Raw genomic sequence first — 18,140 nt, 5'->3', positions numbered from 1 at the left:
GCGGGAAGGCAGCCCTGGTCGCTGCATTCGGTGCCGTAATCAGCCCGTGGGCTGCGGCTGCGGAGTCCGGGTGGATTCCCGGGTCCGCCCCGGCTGCTTCAACAGCAGCGCGATGGCCGCCGCGAGCATCGAGATGCCGCCGGCCAAGGCGTAGGCCCCGTTGTAGCCCCAGGCCGCGACCACCATCGAGCCCAGCCCGCCGCCGAACAGGCCGCTGATCAGCTTGCCGCTGTACACCAGCCCGTAGTTGGTGGCGTTGTAGTTCTCGCCGAAGTAGTCCGGGGTCAGGGCCGCGAACATCGGGTAGAAGGCCCCGCCGCCGAACCCGGAGAGGAACGCGAAGAACAGGAACAGCCATTCGCTGCGGACGTCGCCCGCCCAGATCACGCCGAACTGGGCGAGCCCGAGGACGACGATGACGAACACCAGGGTCGGCTTGCGGCCCCAGGTGTCGGACAGCCAGCCGACCACCGCACGGCCGACGCCGTTGATGACCGCCATGATGCCCATCGACGACGCGGCGACCAGCGGGCCGAAGCCCACTTCCTTGGCGAAGTCGACCTGGAAGGAGATCCCGAAGATGGAGACGCCCGCGGTCATGACGAGGGTGATCCACATCAGGGGGAGCACGCCTGTCCTGATGGCCTCCTTGGGCGTGTACTGCTTCACCGCGGGAGGGTTCTTGGCGAGGCTCGCCGCGCTCTTGCCGTTGCCGGAGAACGTCAGCGGGTCGACGTCGGCCGGCCACCAGTTCTTGGGCGGGTCCTTGAAGAAGAACGCGCAGGACAGCACGACGACCATCACGTAGCAGCCGATGAGGTCGAGGACCCGGTGGTAGTTGGCGGTGTCGAACGCGTAGTTGAAGATGAAGATGAACGGCAGGGAGCCGTACGCGAAGCCGCCGTTGACGAAGCCCGTCCGGGCGCCCCGGCGCTCGGGGAACCACTTGCCGACCATGTTGATGCAGGTCGCGTACACCAGGCCGGAGCCGAGCCCGCCGACGACACCGAAGCCCACAATGGCCAGCAGCACGTTGCTCAGGTGCGACAGGGCGAGGAATCCGACGAGACACATGACCGAGCCGATGTACATGGCCCTGCGGGCGGTCAGGATGCCCTTCTCCCGCAGCCAGCCCGCCGGGAAGGCGATGCCGGCCTGGAAGAAGACCCAGACGCTCAGGATCCAGAAGGTGTTGCTCTGCGTCCAGCCGTGTGCGTGGGACAGGGTGTCCTCTGCCGAGCCGTACGCGTACTCGAAGACGCTGATGGCCATCATGGCGAGCCACGGCAGGTACACCATGAACTTCCGTGAGTGGCCCAGGATGTCCCGGTCGGTCTCGCCGATCCGGTAGACGCGGCCCCGGGAGTCGGTGACTTCGCGGTAGGTGGGTGGTGAGGGGTGCGAGGCACCGGTGCCGTCCGACGCGTCCTTCGCTGCGATGGGGTCTGCCGTCATGTCACGCCATCTCCTCGCCGAGCGGTTGCGGATTGGGGACGATGCTGCGGGTCTTCGGCCGGTCCGGTGCCTTCAGGAACAGCGCCAGCACGGCGGAGGCGAGGCCGACGGAGCCCGCGAGCACGAAGGCGCCGTGGTAGTCCCACGCGCCGACGACGACCGCGCCCATGCCCGAGCCCACGAGGCCGGAGATCAGCTTCGAGCTGTAGACCATGCCGTAGTTGGAGGCGTTGTTGTTCTCACCGAAGTAGTCGGCCGTCATCGCGGCGAACAGCGGGAAGATCGCGCCGCCGCCGAACCCGGAGACCATGGAGCAGAACAGGAAGAACGGCATGCTGCCCAGCTGGCCGGAGACCAGCACACCGAACTGGGCCGAGCCCAGCACCAGACACACGATGATCAGCGTGTTGCGGCGCCCGAAGCGGTCGGAGATCCAGCCGATCACCCCGCGCCCGGTGCCGTTGACGATGGCCTTCAGGGACATCGCCGTGGCCACGATTCCGCCGGCGAACCCCATGTCCTTGCCGAACGGCACCTGGAAGGCGATGCCGAAGATGTTGATCCCGGCCGTGCACAGCAGACAGAACCACATCATCCAAAGAACAGGTGTACGGGCGGCCTCCTTCGGGGTGTACTGCTTCACTGCGGGCGGGTTCTTCTCCAGCGCCCGCCGGATCCTCGGGTCGTCGGACACCTTCAGCGGATCCACGTGCGCCGGCCACCAGCCCTTGGGCGGGTCCTTGAAGAACCAGCCCGCGAACGCGACGACCGAGCAGCAGATCACGCCGACCATCACCAGGACGCCCTGGTAGTTGCTCAGGTCCATGTACGAGGTGAACAGGAAGACGAAGGGCACCGAGCCGTAGGCGAAACCGCCGTTGACCATGCCGGTCTTGCCGCCCTTGCGCTCCGGATACCACTTGCCGACCATGTTCACGCAGGTCGCGTAGACGAGCCCGGCTCCGATGCCGCTGAACATGCCGAACCCGATGTACGCGACGGTCACGTGCGGCGCGAACGCCAGCGAGAGATAGCCGATGACCGTGCCGAGCGCGCCGAGGAACATGGCGTACCGCGCGGGCAGCCGTCCGCTCTCGCGCAGTTGACCGGCAGGGAAGGCGACGGCCGCCTGGAAGAAGATCCAGACACCCATCAGCCAGAAGATGTGCCCACTGCCCCAGAGATGAGCGTCGTGCAGGGTGTCCTCGGCCGACGTGAACGCGTACTCCGAGGAGCTGATGCCCAGCATGCCGATCCATGGGAAGAGCACCATGGTCCAGCGTGGTCGCCCCATGATGTCCCGATCGGTCTCCCCGATGCGGTACAGGCGGCCGTTGCGATCCGTCACCTCCCTGTAGGAGGCGGATGTCGATAGGTCGGTGGTTGTCATGTCGCGTAGCACCCCTCGCGTCGAAAGATCTGGCCAGCGCCCCCTGTCCAAATGCCTTTCGTGTGCGCACGGGTCCCGGGGGGGCCGACGCGCACCGTCGGCCCCCCCGCCCTCGGGTCACCTCATGAGCCGCCCCCCAAAAGGCCCGCCGCGCGCGCCCACCGGTACTTGGCGCCGAGGACGGCCACCGGCTTCTCGGTCGTGTACGGGTACGCCACGACGCCGCGCTCGAAGAGGTACTGGCATGCCTCCTCGACCTCTACGTCGCCCGCGAGCGACGCCACCACCGGCTTCTCGATGCCGCGCTCCCGGAACTCGGCCACCACGCGCGCGGTGAGCTCGGCGAAGACCATGGGAGGGGTCACGATGGTGTGCCAGTAGCCGAGGACGAGCGCGTGGATGCGCGGGTCCGTGAGGCCGAGCCGGATCGTCGCCTCGTACGTCGACGGGGGCTCGCCGCCCGTGATGTCGACCGGGTTGCCCGCGGCTCCGAAGGGCGGGATGAACTCCCTGAAGGACGCGTCCAGGTCCGGAGGTATCTCCATCAGGGACAGTCCGTTGTCGGTCACCGCGTCCGACAGGAGGACACCGCTGCCGCCGGCCCCGGTGATGATCACGACGTTGTCACCCCGCGGAGCGGGAAGAACCGGCAACGCGCGCGCGTACTCCAGCATGTCGTTGAGTCCCGGAGCCCTGATGACACCCGCCTGCTTGAGGATGTCGTCGTAGACGGCGTCGTCGCCCGCGAGCGCACCCGTGTGGGATCCCGCGGCCTTGGCGCCCGCCGCGGTACGCCCCGCCTTGAGCACCACGACCGGCTTCTTGGGAACCGTCGCCCGGGCGGCCTCCACGAAGGCGCGGCCGTCCTTGAGGTCCTCCAGGTGCATGGCGATGCACTCGGTGTGCGGGTCCTCGCCGAACCAGGTGAGCAGGTCGTCCTCGTCCAGGTCCGACTTGTTGCCGAGCCCGACGATCGCCGAAACACCCGTCTTCGTAGTGCGCGCGAAACCCAGGATGGCCATCCCGATGCCGCCGGACTGCGAGGTCAGCGCGACGCCGCCCTTCACGTCGTACGGCGTGCAGAACGTGGCACAGAGGTCGTGCCACGTCGAGTAGTAGCCGTAGATGTTCGGCCCGAGGAGGCGGACGCCGTGCCGTTCGGCGATGGCCACGATCTCGTCCTGCAGGGCGTGCTCACCGGTCTCCGCGAACCCGGAGGGGATCAGTACGGCGTTGGGGATCCCCTTGCGTCCCACCTCCTCCAGGGCCGAGGCCACGAACTTGGCGGGAATCGCGAAGACCGCCACATCCACCTCACCGGGAACGTCCGTGACACTCTTGTACGCCTTGCGGCCCAGAATGTCATCGGCCTTGGGGTTCACCGGATGGATCTCCCCGGCGAAGCCGCCGTCGATGAGGTTGCGCATCACCGAATTGCCGATCTTGCCCTGTTCGTTGGAGGCGCCGATCACGGCGACCGACGAGGGCTGCATCAGCCGGCGCATCGAGGTGAGGATCTCCTCGCGGCCGTACTTGCGCCGCTCCTTGGGGAGCGACTGCGCGAGGATCACGCGGATGTCCGCCGCGAGCGCGCCCTGCGGAGTGGCGATCACCGGGTTCAGGTCCACCTCGGCGATCTCCGGGAAGTCCGCGACGAGTTCGGAGACCCGGCGGATCTGCTCGGCGATCGCCCAGCGGTCCACGGCCGGCGCGCCGCGCACCCCGCGCAGGATCTCCGACGCGCGGATCGAGTCCAGCATGGACAGCGCCTCGTCGGCGTCCACCGGGGCGAGCCGGAAGGTGACGTCCTTGAGGACCTCCACCAGCACACCGCCGAGCCCGAAGGCGACGACCTTGCCGAAGGTCGGATCCGTGACCGCCCCGACGATGACCTCCTGCCCCTGGGGCAGCAGTTCCTGCACCTGTACGCCGGCGATGCGTGCCTGGGGCGCGTAGGCCCGCGCGTTCTCGATGATCCTGCAGAACGCGGCGCGTACGTCCGCCGCGCCCTCCACGCCGACGACCACGCCGCCCGCGTCGGTCTTGTGCAGGATGTCGGGGGAGACGATCTTCATCACGACGGGTCCGCCGAAGCGCGCCGCGTACGCCACCGCCTCGTCGACGTCGGTCGCGAGCTCCTCGCCGGGAACCGCGATGCCGTACGCGTCGGCGATCACCTTGCCCTCGGGCGCGGTCAGCGCGGCGCGACCCTCGGCCCGTACGGAGTCGAGGAGTGTGCGCACCCTCAGCACCCGGTCTTCGGCCATCACTCAGATCACTCCGTTCGACTTGAGCAGGCGCAGCTCCTCGTCGCCGAGGCCGAGCTCGCCGATGTAGACCTCTTCGTTGTGCTCGCCGAGCAGCGGTGAACTGGTCACGTCCACGGGGGAGTCGGAGAGCTTGAGCGGGCTGCCCACAGTGGTGAACTCGCCCCGCTGCGGGTGCGGCACCTTCACGACCATCTCGTTGGCGACCAGCGACTCGTCCTCGATGATCTCCTTGGTGGACAGGATCGGGCCGCACGGGATGTTGTGGGCGTTGAGCTTCTCCAGCACCTCCCACTTGGGGAGCGTCGAGGACCACTCCTCGATGAGCTGGAACATCTTGCCGAGTTGGGGCAGGCGTGCCGCCGGAGTCGCCCACTCGGGGTCGTCGGCCAGTTCGGGCCGTCCGATGAGCTCGCTGAGCGGCTTCCAGCCGACGGGCTGCACGATGACGTACACGTAGTCGTTCGGGCCGCCCGGCGCGCACTTGACCGCCCAGCCCGGCTGACCGCCGCCCGACGCGTTCCCGGACCGGGGAACCTCGTCGCCGAAGTCGTCGTTGGGATATTCACGGAGCGGGCCATGTGCCAGTCGCTGCTGATCGCGCAGCTTCACCCGGCAGAGGTTGAGCACAGCGTGCTGCATGGCCACATTGACCCGCTGACCGCGCCCGGTGTTCTCCCGCTGGTACAGCGCCGCGAGAATCCCCGCCACGGCGTGGATGCCCGTGCCCGAGTCACCGATCTGGGCCCCCGTCGCCAGCGGCGGTCCGTCCTCGAAGCCCGTGGTGGACATCGAGCCGCCCATGGCCTGCGCGACGACCTCGTACGCCTTGAAGTTGGTGTACGGGCCGTCCCCGAACCCCTTGATGGAGGCATAGACGATACGGGGATTGATCTCCTGGATGCGGTCCCAGGTGAAGCCCATGCGGTCGACCGCGCCCGGCCCGAAGTTCTCGACCATGATGTCGGAGCGCCGGATCAGCTCGGTGAGGATCTCCTTGCCGCGTTCGGTCTTGGTGTTGAGGGTGATGCTCCGCTTGTTGCAGTTGAGCATCGTGAAGTAGAGGGAGTCGACGTCCGGGAGGTCGCGCAGCTGCCCGCGCGTGATGTCTCCGGTCGGCGCCTCCACCTTGACGACGTCCGCGCCGAGCCAGCCGAGCAGCTGGGTCGCGGAGGGTCCGGACTGGACATGCGTCATGTCGAGGACGCGGATGCCTTCAAGTGCCTTGGTGGTCACCTGGGTCACCTCACTTGTACATCGTCTGGTTCATGGTTCCGGGGGCGTACGCGTCCGGGTCGACCCAGACGTTGATCAGGGACGGCTTGCCCGACTCGCGGGCGCGCCGCAGCGCCGGGGCGATGTCGGCGGGGTCGCGGACCTCCTCGCCGTAGCCGCCCAGCATCTGGGCGAACTTGTCGTAGTGGACGTCGCCGAGGGTGTTGCCGATCCGCTCGCGCTCCAGGCCGTACTTCGCGGCCTGGCCGTAACGGATCTGGTTCATCGAGGAGTTGTTGCCGACGATGCCGACGAAGGGGAGGTTGTAGCGGACGAGGGTCTCGAAGTCCCAGCCGGTCAGGGAGAACGCGCCGTCCCCGAAGAGGGCCACGACCTCCTTGTCGGGCCGTGCCTGCTTGGCGGCGAGGACGAAGGGGATGCCGACGCCGAGGGTGCCGAGGGGGCCCGGGTCCATCCAGTGCCCGGGTGACTTGGGCTGGACGACCTGACCGGAGAAGGTGACGATGTCGCCGCCGTCGCCGATGTAGATCGAGTCCTCGGTGAGGAAGTCGTTGATCTCGCTCACCAGACGGTAGGGGTGGATCGGCGAGGAGTCGGACCTCAGGCTGGGCAGCCGCTTCTCGATCGCGGTCTGCTCGGCGGCGCGCAGCTCGTCCAGCCACTCCTTGCGCCTGGCCGCGCCTCCGTTGAGGCGCCCGGAAGCGGCCTCGGTCACCGACTTCAGGATCAGCCCCGCGTCGCCGACTATCCCGAGGTCGATGTCGCGGTTCTTGCCGACGGTCCGGTAGTCGAGGTCGATCTGCACGACGGTCGCGTCCGGCGACAGCCGCTTGCCGTAGCCCATGCGGAAGTCGAAGGGCGTGCCGACGATGACGATCACGTCGGCGTTGGAGAACGCGTACCGGCGCGAGAGCTGGAAGTGGTGCGGGTCCCCGGGAGGCAGGGTGCCGCGTCCCGCGCCGTTCATGTAGGCGGGGATGTTGAGGGTGCGGACGAGGTCGATGGCGGCCGCGGTGCCCCGGGTCGTCCACACCTGGCTGCCCAGCAGGATCGCGGGCTTCTCGGCGTGCACGAGCAGGTCGGCGAGCTTCTCGATCGCCTCGGGGTCGCCGATCGAACGGGTCGATGCGCGGTACTGGCCGGCGGCGGGGATCCGGGCCTTGTCCACCGGCACCTTGGCGTCCAGCACATCGCGCGGGATCTCCAGGAAGGAGGGGCCGGGCGCTCCGTGGTAGCACTCGCGGAACGCCATCGAGACCATGTCGGCCGCTCGCGCCGTGTCCGGCACCGTCGCCGCGAACTTGGTGATCGGCGTCATCATGTCGACGTGCGGCAGGTCCTGGAGGGACCCCATCTTGTGCTGCGTGTGCGCCCCTTGGCCGCCGATCAGCAGCATCGGGGACTCCGCGCGGAAGGCGTTGGCGACACCGGTCACGGCGTCGGTCGTGCCGGGACCCGCCGTGACGACCGCGCATCCTGGCTTCCCGGTGATGCGTGCGTAACCGTCGGCGGCGTGCGCGGCGACCTGCTCGTGGCGGACGTCGACGACCTCGATGCCCTCGTCGACGCAGCCGTCGTAGATGTCGATGATGTGGCCGCCGCACAGGGTGTAGATGACCTCCACACCCTCCGCTTTGAGTGCCTTGGCGACCAGATGCCCACCGGAGATGAGGGCTTGGTTCTTGTCGCTGCTGTCGTCAGGCATGGCGAAGTCCTGTCCCTTCGTAGGGGGGTGGAACGCTCTCGCGGTACATTGCATACAGTCGACGAATACTGTATGAAGCTTGTTATCCCGCATCCGGTGGGTGGTGTCCAGGGGGCGTGCGGCACTTTTGAGTCAGGAGCCGGAATGGACCTGTACGAGCACCAGGCAAGGCAACTCTTCGAGGAACACGGCATCTTGGTGCCGAGGGCCGAGGTCACGGACTCGCCCAAGGAGGCACGCGAGATCGCCCGCAGGCTCGGCGGCCGTGTAGTCGTCAAGGCGCAGGTGAAGACCGGCGGCCGCGGCAAGGCGGGCGGTGTGAAGCTCGCCGCGGACCCGGCCGCCGCCGAACTGACCGCACGCCAGATCCTCGGCATGGACATCAAGGGCCACACCGTCGGCAAGGTCATGCTGGCCCAACCGGTCGACATCGAGAGCGAGTTCTACGTCTCCTACGTCCTCGACCGCGCCGCCGGCCGCTTCCTCGCGATCGCCTCCGCCGAGGGCGGCATGGAGATCGAGGAGGTGGCCGCGAGCAGGCCCGAGGCCGTCGCCCGCATCCCGATCGACCCCGCTGAAGGGGTCACCACGGCGACGGCGTCCGCCATCGCCGAGGCTGCGGGCCTGCCCCCGCAGACCGTCGACGTCCTCATGCGGCTCTGGGAGGTGCTGACCCGCGAGGACGCCGTACTCGTCGAGGTCAACCCCCTGGTCCTTACGGCACAGGGGAAGATCCTCGCCCTGGACGGCAAGGTCACCCTCGACGACAACGCCCGCTTCCGCCAGGCGCGTTGGGGAGGTGACGAGGCCGAACACGGAGACCCGCTGGAGGCGGCAGCCGCGGCCAAGGGGCTCAACTACGTCAAGCTGGACGGCGAGGTCGGCATCATCGGCAACGGAGCGGGCCTGGTCATGTCGACCCTCGACGTCGTCGCGGGATGCGGCGCCCGTCCCGCCAACTTCCTCGACATCGGCGGCGGAGCCTCCGCCCGGATCATGGCCGACGGCCTGTCCGTCATCCTCTCCGACCCGGCCGTGAAGTCGGTCTTCGTCAACGTCTTCGGCGGCATCACGGCCTGCGACGCGGTCGCCGACGGCATCGTGCAGGCCCTGGACGCCGTCCAGTTGACCAAGCCGCTCGTGGTCCGCCTCGACGGCAACAACGCCGTACGCGGCCGCGCGGTCCTCGAGGAGCGCGCGCATCCGCTCGTCGAGCAGGTCACCACCATGGACGGCGCCGCGCGCCGTGCCGCCCGACTCGCCCACGCCGGCTGAAGGAGCAGGACATGGCCATCTTCCTCAGCAAGGAGAGCAAGGTCCTCGTCCAGGGCATGACCGGCGCAGAGGGCATGAAGCACACCCGTCGCATGCTCGCGGCCGGCACGGATGTCGTCGGCGGCGTCAACCCGCGCAAGGCGGGACGCAGCGTCGACTTCGACGACCGGGCCGTACCCGTCTTCGGCTCGGTCCGCGAGGGCATGGCGGCGACCGGCGCCGACGTCACGGTCGTCTTCGTGCCACCCGCCTTCGCCAAAGCGGCCGTTGTCGAGGCCGCCGACGCCGGGATCGGCCTCGCGGTCGTCATCACCGAAGGCATCCCGGTGCACGACTCGGTCGCCTTCCACGCGTACGCCGCCGCGCAGGGCACCCGTGTCATCGGACCCAACTGCCCGGGACTGATCACTCCGGGCCAGTCCAACGCGGGCATCATCCCCTCCGACATCACCAAGCCCGGGCGCATCGGCCTGGTGTCCAAGTCGGGCACACTCACCTACCAACTCATGTACGAACTGCGCGACATCGGCTTCTCGACATGTGTGGGCATCGGCGGCGACCCCGTCGTCGGCACCACGCACATCGACTGCCTGGCCGCGTTCCAGGACGACCCCGACACCGAACTCATCGTCCTCATAGGAGAGATCGGCGGTGACGCCGAGGAACGCGCGGCCGCATACGTCCGCGACCACGTCACCAAGCCCGTCGTCGCCTACATCGCCGGATTCACCGCGCCCGAGGGCAGGACGATGGGGCACGCGGGCGCGATCGTGTCGGGTTCCTCCGGCACCGCGGCCGCCAAGAAGGAAGCGCTGGAGGCCGTCGGCGTCAGGGTCGGAAGGACCCCGACCGAGACCGCGGAACTGGTCCTGGCCCGGCTGGAGGCGGAGCGCGCCGGCACTCATGGCTGACCTGAGGTGATTCCCGCGGGCCGGCCCGCCTCGCCACGCTCCTCCGTACCCGCGCGACGCCCTCCTCTGTGCGTACGCGACCCGTGCTCGTGCCGGCCCGTGCACCATGCAGGTCGGCAGGAGCCGGCCCCTCCCTCCCGCCCCCGACTGTGCACCGAGAGCGGAGACACTCGATGGCATCCATCCTCAGCTCCACCCCACTCGTCGTGAAGTCCGGTACGTCCTGGGCCGACGCCTGGCAGCGCTGCCTCGCCGTCGCCCCCGAGGCGTTCCGCGACGACCGCGTCCTCAACCTCTGGGGCGCCGCCTGGCAGGCGGACGGCCGGGCGCTGCCCGCCACCAGCCCCGTCGACGGCAGCCCCATCGCCGGGCCGCCCCGCCTCAACGGCGCCACCGCCCGCGAGGCCGTACGCGCCTCGCTCGACCAGCACCGCGCCTGGCGCCACGTCCCCCTCGCCGAACGCCGCGCCCGCGTCGCGGCGACCCTCGACGCACTCACCGAGCACCGCGAACTGCTCGCCCTCCTGCTCGTGTGGGAGATCGGCAAACCCTGGCGGCTCGCCCAGGCCGACGTGGACCGGGCGATCGACGGCGTGCGCTGGTACGTCGACGGCATCGAGCCCATGGTCGAGGGGCGCACCCCGCTCGACGGCCCGGTGTCCAACATCGCGAGCTGGAACTACCCGATGAGCGTGCTCGTTCACGCAATGCTGGTACAGGCATTGGCAGGCAACGCGGTCATCGCCAAGACCCCGACCGACGGCGGCGTCGCCTGTCTCACCCTGGCCAGTGCGCTCGCCGCCCGCGAGGGAATCCCCGTCACCCTTGTCAGCGGCAGCGGCGGCGAGCTGTCGGAGGCGCTCGTGCGCGCACCCGAGATCGGCTGCGTCTCCTTCGTCGGCGGCCGCGACACGGGCGCCGCCGTGGCCACCGCCGTCGCTGACCTCGGCAAACGACACGTACTCGAACAGGAGGGACTCAACACCTGGGGCATCTGGAACTACAACGACTGGGACGCTCTCACGGCCGTCATCCCCAAGCTCTTCGACTACGGCAAGCAGCGCTGCACGGCCTACCCGCGCTTCGTCGTCCAGCGCGACCTCTTCGACGAGTTCCTCGCCGCGTACCTCCCGGCCGTGCGCACCCTGCGAGTGGGGCACCCGCTCGCCGTCGAGCACCCCGAGGACCCGTTCCCCGAGCTGGACTTCGGACCGGTGATCAACGCGGCCAAGTCGAAGGAGCTGCACGACCAGGTCGCCGAGGCCGTCAGCCGGGGCGCCGTCCCGCTGCACCGCGGCAAGCTGTCGGACGCCCGCTTCCTGCCCGGCCAGGACACCTCGGCGTACGTCCAGCCGGTCACGCTCCTGAACCCGCCGTCGTCCTCGCCGCTGCACCACGCGGAGCCCTTCGGCCCGGTCGACACCATCGTCCTGGTCGACACCGAGGCCGAGCTGCTCGCCGCCATGAACGCGTCGAACGGCGCTCTCGTCGCCACCCTCTCCACCGACGACGAGGCGACCTACGACCGGCTGGCCCCGCAGATCCGCGCGTTCAAGGTCGGCCGCGGCAAGCCCCGCTCCCGCGGCGACCGGGACGAGCTCTTCGGCGGCTTCGGCGCGTCCTGGCGCGGCGCCTTCGTCGGCGGCGAACTACTGGTGCGCGCCGTCACCCAGGGCCCCGAGGGCGAGCGGCTGCCCGGCAACTTCCCGGACTACCAGCTCATCCCGTGAGCCGCGGGCGGGCGGCACCCTCCCGGGGCGTCGCCCGCCGGGCGACGAACGGGACGCGCCCCGCCACCCGCAAAGGGACCCCGTGGCGACCACATGGCAAGCACACGGCAGCCACGGGGCCTATCCGATGCCCTGCCGGTCGGCGAGCAGGGCGAAGGCGCGGTCGGCCGCCTCCGTGACCGTCCGCTCCACGGCCTGCACCAGCAGCTCGCGATGGCGCAGCAGCGGCTCACGGCGCTCCTCGGCGACGGCCGGCAACAGATCGTCGAGGCCGGCCATCATGCGCCGGGTGACCTGCGGACTCTGCGCCGCGCATCCCCGGATCTCGGCGAACCCGAGATCGACCAACTCGGTCCAGCCCGGCACCGGTTGCACCAGCCGCACGGCTCCGTGCCGATCGCGGTGCAGCGACGTGTCGAGCGGTCTGCGGGCCAGCGCGGCGAGGAACTGCACGATGCGGTCCAGGGCCTGCACGGCCGTCGTCGGGTCGTTCACGGCGGGTGACAACGCGCGCAGCGCGATGTCGGACAGCTGCCGCAGCCCGAACCCGAGATCCTGGTGGAAGGTGCGCTCGACGCCTACGGACACCGTGTAGCGCAGCGCCCGCCGGGAGGGAGCGGGCCCGCCGTGCACGGCCAGCACCGGGGTCCCCGGCACCACGAAGTCCCCGATCCGTGGGATCAGCCGCAGCACGACCCCCTGCTGTCGCGCCGCACGCACCAGCCGGGCGATGTTCACATCCCGCAGCACTCCCGCGCGCCCCTGGTGCGCCACCTGCGCCGTCTCGGGCCCGAGGTCCTCCGCCGCGCCCAGGGCGAGAGCGGCCGGCATGTGCTGCACCACCCGGAACGACTCCGAGGTGATCCGGTCGACCACGTGCCCCACCCGCATCAGGCGCAACGTCTGGTTCACGTACATCACGAAGAGCAGCAGGCTCAACGCCACCATGAACAGCGTCATGATCGACTGCACCAGGGGCACGGACGTCACCAGCCGGGGGTCCGGCTCTCCGTCGTACGAGGTCAGGACGAGCAGCGACAGCAGAAAGGTCGCCAGGAACACGGCGAAGGTGGCCTTGGTGATCCTGCTCCGTACGAAGATCCGCACCACTCGCGGACTGAACTGCCCGCTCGCCATCTGCACGGCGACCAGCGAGATGCTGAACACCACACCGATGAACGTCATCATCGCAGAGCTGACCACGGTGACCACGGTCTTCGCGTCGTCCGCGAAGCGCAGCAGCTCCTTGACCGCGTCGTAGTCACCGGCGTCCTGCAACGCCTCGACGATCTCGGTGTCGAGGTCCGCCGCCACCGTCCAGGCCACGCCCACCAGCACCATCGCCGCGGTGGGCGCGAACCAGAACGTGTCGCGAAGATGCTCCCGCAACGGCGACAACGCCCTCGGCCGCCGCCCCGCACGGGGGCCTCCCGTAGTCATCCAGTCACCCATGGTGAGACTCTAGGCCCGCCCCCGCCGTGTCCCGCGGACCCGCTCCGGAGGCCTGGATACGCAGGTGAAAGCCACCCCGAAACCTTGGTATTGTTGTGCATGTCGCCGCGGGGAACACCCCCGGCCAGGCGGCAGACACCTAGTCCGGGTGGCGGAATGGCAGACGCGCTAGCTTGAGGTGCTAGTGCCCTTTATCGGGCGTGGGGGTTCAAGTCCCCCCTCGGACACTTTCTTGACATACGCGGATGGTCCTGGCCGAGTCTCGGTCAGGACCATCCGTTTTTCGTGTTCGGGCCCGCCCTCGTCGACCTGGTCGTCATCGACGAGGCCAGGCAGTGCGCCCTCCCACACGTGCATGGTCACAGTCGCCCGGCCTGCGGTGTGAGGGCGGCGCAACCGAACTTCCCACGCGGCCTAACAGGTCGGAAACCGCCTGGCGGGGTGGTCGGACTAGCTTCGTGAGTATGAGGGTGTGGGAGTCGGCACGGTCGTTGCTCGGCAGGCTTGGCGCAATCGGCAAGGGCGGGTTGCGCAAGGGGAGTTCAATGCGCCGCCACCGTGACCGAGTGGCTCCCGGCCGTCGGCCGGTGCCTGGCTGGCGCAGCGTCAGGGGCCGGGTGGCGGTGGTCATCACGGTGCCGATCTGTCTGTTGCTGGCGGTGGCCGGTCTCGCCGTGCAGGGTCGCGCCGAGGTCCTTGCCGACGCCCGGACGACCCGTACCGAGGTCGGCCTGAGCCTGCGGGTCCAGGCCCTGGTGCACCAGCTTCAACGTGAACGCGGCCTGACCAACGGCCTGTTGGGCGGTGAGCGGGAGTTCCGCGCAACGCTGGCCGCTACCCGCAAGCGCGTTGACACGGCGCTGCACGGAATGCGCCGGGATGTCGCCGTCGAGGGTGTCGTCCGACGGCACTTGGGTCGCCTGGCCGGCGTCCGTGCCGCTACCGACGGGGGCACCGCTGACCGCGCCGCGACCCTCAGCTTCTACACCGCCGCCGTCGGCGCCCTCAACGCCGTCGACCCGGTGGCAGAGACCGCGACGGGTTCGGACGCTCAACTGCGCGACGGGCTCGCGGCGTTGAGAGAGCTCGCCGCGGCCAAGGAATCCGTAGCTCTCGAACGCGGCCTTCTCAACGGCGTGTTCGCCGACGGCGCCTTCCACGGCCGCGAGTACCTCTCCTTCACCGAGGTACGCGCCACGCGCGTCGCCGCCCTGGACCGATTCAGGCAGGTCGCCACCGCACCCCAGCGCGCGGCCCTGGAACGCGCCTTCGAAACCGAGGACGCCGAGCGCGCCACCGCCTACGAGAACCGGGCGGAGGACGCCGCCGAGGGCTCCGTCCTTCGCGTGGACGCCGGCACCTGGTGGGACGCGATGACCGTACTCGTCGACGATCTGTACGCCGTCCAGCGGTCCGTCGGTGACGATGTGCGGGACCGGGCCGACCGGCGCAGCCATGACGCCGAGACGGGCCTCACCGCCTACCTCGTCTCGGGAGCGCTGGTGGCCGCCCTCCTCGCGGGCCTCGCCGCTTTCGCCTCCCGTTCCCTCACCCGCCCGCTCGGCGCGCTCGCCGAGGCCGCCCACGACGTGGCAACACACCGGCTGCCCGCGACCGTCGCCCGCATCCAGCAGGCCCCACCGGGCCAGGAAGAGCTTCTCCTCGCCGGGGACGCCCAGGACGCCCCCGATCCGCAACTGCTGGGCGGCGCGGCCGAGATCACCAAGGTCGCGGCCTCCCTGCACCAGGTGGAACGCACCGCCCTGCACCTCGCCGCCCAGCAGGCCGGCCTACGCCGCATCACCACCGAATCGCTCGCCAATCTCGGCCGCCGCAACCAGAACCTCGTACGCCGGCAGCTCGGCCTCATCACTCGCCTGGAACAGCAGGAACTCGACCCGGACGCCCTCGCCGAGCTCTTCGAGCTCGACCATCTCGCCACCCGGATGCGGCGCAACGCCGAAAATCTGCTGGTACTGGCCGGGCAGAACCCTCCGCGGCCCACGGCGGCGCCGGCCGGCAGCCTGGAAGTCGTCCAGTCCGCCGTCGCCGAGGTCGAGCAGTACCGGCGGGTGCTGATCGCGACCGTGGAGCCGGCGCGGGTGCGCGGGCACGCCGTCGCGGATGTCGCCCACCTCCTTGCCGAGCTCATCGAGAACGGGCTGACCTTCTCGCCACCGACCGAACCGGTCGAGGTGCACGGTTGGTACGACGCCCCGGACAACACGTACTGCTTCGCCGTCGTCGACCACGGCGTCGGCATGTCCGAAGCCGACAGGGAACGCGCCCACGCCCGCTTCTCCGGCTCCGGGGAGGAGGCCCTCCTCGCCGCGCCCACCCGGTTCCTCGGCCACCTCGTCGTCGGCCGGCTCGCCCATCGCCTCGGTGAAGGCACCCAGGTCCAGCTCTTCGACACCACCGGCGGCGGCCTGTCCGCTCTGCTCGTCCTCCCCGGGCGCCTGCTCGCCCCCGCGGAGAACCCCTCAGTCCCGGCTCCGCCCGCCCGGCCCGCAGTCTCCTCCCTGCTCAACGGCTTCAGAGCAGGTGTCGCTCGTGCCGAAGCCCGAACCGCCACCCAAGGAGCGTCATCGTGACCACTGCCGTCCAGAGTTTCGGCTGGCTCATCTCGGAGTTCACACGCACCACCGACGGCGTCACCGACGCCGTCGCCGTCTCCTCCGACGGCCTGCTCATGGCCGCCTCGGACAGCCTCGACCGAGATCGCGCCGACCACCTCGCCGCCGTCGTCTCCGGCATCACCAGCCTCGCCCAGAACGCGTCGACGACACACGGCTTCCGAGGCATGAAACTCGTCATGATCGAAATGTTCGGGGGCTTCCTCATGGTCGGTCGCATCCGCGACGGAAGCTGCCTCGGCGTCCTCGCCGCCGAGGGCTGCGACGTCGGCCTGGTCGGCTACGAGATGTCCGTCCTCGCCGACCGCGCAGGCGAACTGCTCACCCCGCGGTTGGTACGCGAACTCCACTCCGCGCCCGTGGGCGCACGGTAGCGCGGGGCGTGGTCGAGCGACGCGAGCCAACCGCAAGGAGGACAACGGGGGAGGGGCGGCACCGGAGTCCTCCGGTGCCGCCCCTCCCGGGTGTCTGTCTCCGTGTTCAGGAGCCCGACATGTTGTGCCCGAACATGGGGTCGTCCCCCGAGTTCCCGATGCCCACGGATGACACGCCGAAGCTCACCGCGCCGGTGGTCGTGACGCCTCCGGTGGCGCCGCGCAGGACCCATACGGCGCCGTCGTCGCTGTTCTCACCGCCCGCGCCCACCGACAGGTCGGCACGGCCGTCCTTGTTGTGGTCGGCGAGGTGGACGGCGTCGCCGAACATGTCCGACGGCTCGTTGGAGCCCGGTACACCCGAGGTGCCCTGGTTGAAGGACTGGGCGCCGGTCCCGGTCAGGCCGGAGGAGCCGCCGCGCAGCACCCAGACGCTGCCGGTGTGGCTCGCGGAGCCGACGGACTCGAAGCTCGCGCCGACGGCGAGGTCCGGGTAGCCGTCACCGTTGGCGTCGCCCGCGGCGAGTGCGCTGCCGAACGAGTCGTCGGACTCGTCCGCTCCCGGCACACCCGCGGTGTCCTGGGTGAAGACGCCGCTGCGCGCGGTGTCGACGCCGGCCGTGCCGCCGTAGAACACGGTGACGTAACCGCCCTTCGCCGTCTGGTTCGTGTCGGCGAGCGAGTCGGAGCCGACGACCAGGTCGTCGTGCCCGTCGTGGTCGAAGTCGGCCACGGTGAGCGCGTCCGCGTACCCTTCGCCCGCCTCGGTCTGCAGCGTGGGCCCGGTCGAGGCGCCGCGATAGACGAAGTTGCCCGCGGAGGACCCCACCACCAGGTCGTCCTTCCCGTCCTCGTCGAAGTCTCCGGCGGCGAGCTGGACGGCGCCCATGGGGTACGCGCCGGACTGGATCTGCGCGTCGAAGCGCAGCTTCCCGGCCGCGCCGCCGGACTTGGTGAAGCCGCCCTTGAAGATCCAGACGTCCTTGCCGGTGGAACCGACCGCCAGATCGGACTTCCCGTCACCGGTGAAGTCGCCGACCGCGAGGGACTGGCCGAACCGGTCGTGGCCCGAGGCGTTCGGGTCGCTGATCGACGTGCCGCCCGACAGGCCGGACGAACCGCCCCACAGGATGGTGACGGAACCGCCGTCGACATCGCCGCTGACGTCCTCCAGCGGTGTGCCCACGACGAGATCGCCGTAGCCGTCGTTGTTGAGGTCGCCGTGGGCGAGTTCGGTGCCGAAGCGGTCGGAGGTCTCCGCGGTGCCCGGTACGCCGGAGGAGTTCTGCGATGTGGTCTTGTGGCGCGCGGCGCTGATACCGCTCGACGAGCCGTAGTTGACGACCACGGCGCCCGCCTTCGCCCTGCCGCCCGCGACGGCACCCGGAGCGCCGGTCGCCAGATCGCGGTAGCCGTCACCGTTGAAGTCGTCGGCGAGGCCCGAGGGGGCGGCACTCGCGCCGCCGGGCAGGGTGATCAGCAGGCCACCGGCCAGGGCGGCCGCGACGACGGTGGCGCCCAGGACGACGGGACGCCGGGAGCGCTTGTGATGGGGCCGGGGCATGGATTCCTCTCCAGGACATACGTGCGGGCTCAGAGAAGACCTCTGACGAGGCTGAAGGGTTGTATGAGATCTGATGAGGCTGAAGGGGCGTATGGGAAAGGAGAGGTTCGGTGCCGGCGACGTGGCGCACGGCAATGATCGGGGG

General features: G+C 69.7%; 12 protein-coding genes and 1 tRNA gene. 6 read left to right on the top strand and 7 right to left on the bottom strand.

The genetic code is table 11. The features are described 5' to 3' along the window. Positions 1–39: 39 nt before the first annotated feature. From ACN6LB_RS27375 to ACN6LB_RS27355, 5 genes are all read right to left on the bottom strand, one after another. A complete protein-coding gene (locus ACN6LB_RS27375) occupies positions 40–1,455 on the bottom strand; it encodes an OFA family MFS transporter (protein ID WP_445028222.1) in 1,416 nt (471 codons plus the stop codon). 1 nt (position 1,456) lies between these two features. Next, positions 1,457–2,845, bottom strand: coding sequence for an OFA family MFS transporter (locus tag ACN6LB_RS27370; RefSeq protein WP_445028221.1), 1,389 nt, complete (start codon positions 2,843–2,845; stop codon positions 1,457–1,459). A gap of 122 nt (positions 2,846–2,967) precedes the next feature. Beyond that, a complete protein-coding gene (locus tag ACN6LB_RS27365; RefSeq protein WP_445028220.1) occupies positions 2,968–5,112 on the bottom strand; it encodes an acetate--CoA ligase family protein in 2,145 nt (714 codons plus the stop codon). A gap of 3 nt (positions 5,113–5,115) precedes the next feature. After that, positions 5,116–6,357, bottom strand: coding sequence for a formyl-CoA transferase (gene frc, locus ACN6LB_RS27360; RefSeq protein ID WP_356146220.1), 1,242 nt, complete (start codon positions 6,355–6,357; stop codon positions 5,116–5,118). A 1-nt stretch (position 6,358) separates the two neighbouring features. Next, complete coding sequence (locus tag ACN6LB_RS27355; protein WP_445028219.1) at positions 6,359–8,053, bottom strand: thiamine pyrophosphate-binding protein; 1,695 nt, start codon at positions 8,051–8,053, stop codon at positions 6,359–6,361. 144 nt (positions 8,054–8,197) lie between these two features. On the opposite strand from ACN6LB_RS27355, the gene sucC reads away from it, so the two are divergent. From sucC to ACN6LB_RS27340, 3 genes are all read left to right on the top strand, one after another. After that, the gene (sucC, locus tag ACN6LB_RS27350; RefSeq protein ID WP_445028218.1) at positions 8,198–9,328 is read left to right on the top strand and encodes an ADP-forming succinate--CoA ligase subunit beta; all 1,131 of its coding nucleotides are present in this window, start codon (positions 8,198–8,200) and stop codon (positions 9,326–9,328) included. Between the two features lie 11 nt (positions 9,329–9,339). After that, a complete protein-coding gene (gene sucD, locus ACN6LB_RS27345; protein WP_445028217.1) occupies positions 9,340–10,239 on the top strand; it encodes a succinate--CoA ligase subunit alpha in 900 nt (299 codons plus the stop codon). 173 nt (positions 10,240–10,412) lie between these two features. Continuing rightward, a complete protein-coding gene (locus tag ACN6LB_RS27340; RefSeq protein WP_356146200.1) occupies positions 10,413–11,969 on the top strand; it encodes an aldehyde dehydrogenase family protein in 1,557 nt (518 codons plus the stop codon). A 120-nt stretch (positions 11,970–12,089) separates the two neighbouring features. Here the strand turns inward: ACN6LB_RS27340 and ACN6LB_RS27335 are convergent, their stop codons facing one another. Then, entirely contained in the window at positions 12,090–13,421 is a 1,332-nt protein-coding gene (locus ACN6LB_RS27335; RefSeq protein WP_445028216.1) for a DUF2254 domain-containing protein, read from the bottom strand. A gap of 142 nt (positions 13,422–13,563) precedes the next feature. Between ACN6LB_RS27335 and ACN6LB_RS27330 the strand changes: the two genes are divergently transcribed. The 3 genes from ACN6LB_RS27330 to ACN6LB_RS27320 all read left to right on the top strand — a co-directional run bounded on the left by ACN6LB_RS27330 (position 13,564) and on the right by ACN6LB_RS27320 (position 16,431). Next, a tRNA-Leu gene (locus ACN6LB_RS27330) sits at positions 13,564–13,648 on the top strand. A 339-nt stretch (positions 13,649–13,987) separates the two neighbouring features. Then, complete coding sequence (locus ACN6LB_RS27325; protein WP_445028215.1) at positions 13,988–16,015, top strand: sensor histidine kinase; 2,028 nt, start codon at positions 13,988–13,990, stop codon at positions 16,013–16,015. Beyond that, on the top strand, positions 16,012–16,431 hold the full coding sequence (locus tag ACN6LB_RS27320; RefSeq protein WP_356146192.1) for a roadblock/LC7 domain-containing protein: 420 nt from the start codon (positions 16,012–16,014) through the stop codon (positions 16,429–16,431). Before ACN6LB_RS27325 ends, ACN6LB_RS27320 begins: the two co-directional genes overlap by 4 nt. A 106-nt stretch (positions 16,432–16,537) precedes the next feature. On the opposite strand, the gene ACN6LB_RS27315 is transcribed toward ACN6LB_RS27320, so the two are convergent. Continuing rightward, positions 16,538–17,995 (bottom strand): FG-GAP-like repeat-containing protein, encoded by a 1,458-nt coding sequence (locus ACN6LB_RS27315; protein ID WP_445028214.1) that lies wholly within the window; start codon positions 17,993–17,995, stop codon positions 16,538–16,540. Positions 17,996–18,140: the final 145 nt, after the last annotated feature.

It is taken from the genome of Streptomyces sp. SAS_270 (genome assembly GCF_052543295.1).
Note: the sequence above shows the minus strand (reverse complement) of the source record. Positions and strands in the feature narration are given on the sequence as shown.